The 1,040-nt window shown below is 81.5% G+C and carries 1 protein-coding gene; it reads right to left on the bottom strand.

The window, feature by feature from the left end; translation table 11 throughout:
• A partial coding sequence (locus tag VR44_RS06190; RefSeq protein WP_045946351.1) for an SAV_2336 N-terminal domain-related protein occupies positions 1-1,040 on the bottom strand: 1,040 nt, incomplete at both ends.

Here is a 1,040-nt window from a genome sequence, read left to right as displayed (position 1 = left end):
GGGGCCGGCGACGAGCCGGGCCCAGGCGCCCAGGGCGGTCGCGCTCGGCGGCAGGACCGGCACGGTGAGCCCGCCGGTGGGCCGCCCGGGCCGGGCGGGCCGGTCCGGGCGGAACCTCAGCCCGCGCCCGCCGCCCGTGCCGCCCGGGGTGGCCCCGCCGCCGGCCGGGCCCCGTTCCAGTACTCCGCGCTCGGTCGGGAGCCAGCTGCGGTTCCACAGCCGTTGGGGCAGGGGCTGGACCACCACGCAGGGCGCGCATTCGGCCCAGCGGTGCAGCAGCCGCTGCGCCTCGCCCTCCCGCCAGACCGGCCCGGCGCAGTCGGAGACCACCATGGTCAGCGCCCGTCCGGTGGGGTCGCGCAGCTGGTCCCCGGAGCGGACGCCCGCGGCGGGCGCGGGGCCGCGGCCGACGGCCGCGGTGCCGTCGGGCAGCCGGTGCAGGTAGTGCACCTGGACGTCCCGGAAGGCGCCCAGCCGCTCGCACACCGCCCGCAGTTCGTCGAACATGTCCTGCCACACCGCCATGGACGGCGAGGCGTCCATGACCAGCCGTACGGTCGCCTCGCGCCGGCACTCGGGCCGGAAGACGGGCAGGACCAGCCCGAGGGCCCGGGCGCTGGCCTCGGCGGTGGCGGGCTCGTCGAGGACGGTACGGGTGGGCGGGCCGGGCGGCCGGTGGCGCTGGAGGGCGCGCAGGGCCCGCTGGATGTCGAGGATCCGGGGCAGCGCGGCCGCGCCCGGAACCCGTACGGGGACCCCTCCGGCGACGGGGACCTCGGTGTCGGGCGCCGGGTCGGCGGCGGCGAGGGCTCCGGCGGGGTAGAGCCTGACGGGGTCCTCGGCCGGGTCGTCCTCCCGGACCCGGGCCGTCGGCGGTTCCTCGGCGTCCGCCGGGGGGCTGGGGCCGCCGGCGCGGCCGGGAGACCCCTGGGCCCTGGCCGGCCTCCGCCGGGCGGGCTCGGGCTCCGGGCCCTCGCCGGCGCCGGGCGTGGCCGCGCGGGCGGCCTCCCGGGTCCGGGCGGCCAGCCACAGGGCGTCGG

This window comes from Streptomyces katrae, assembly GCF_000966975.1.
Lineage (GTDB): Bacteria > Actinomycetota > Actinomycetes > Streptomycetales > Streptomycetaceae > Streptomyces > Streptomyces katrae.
This window is presented reverse-complemented; position numbering and strand designations above follow the sequence as displayed.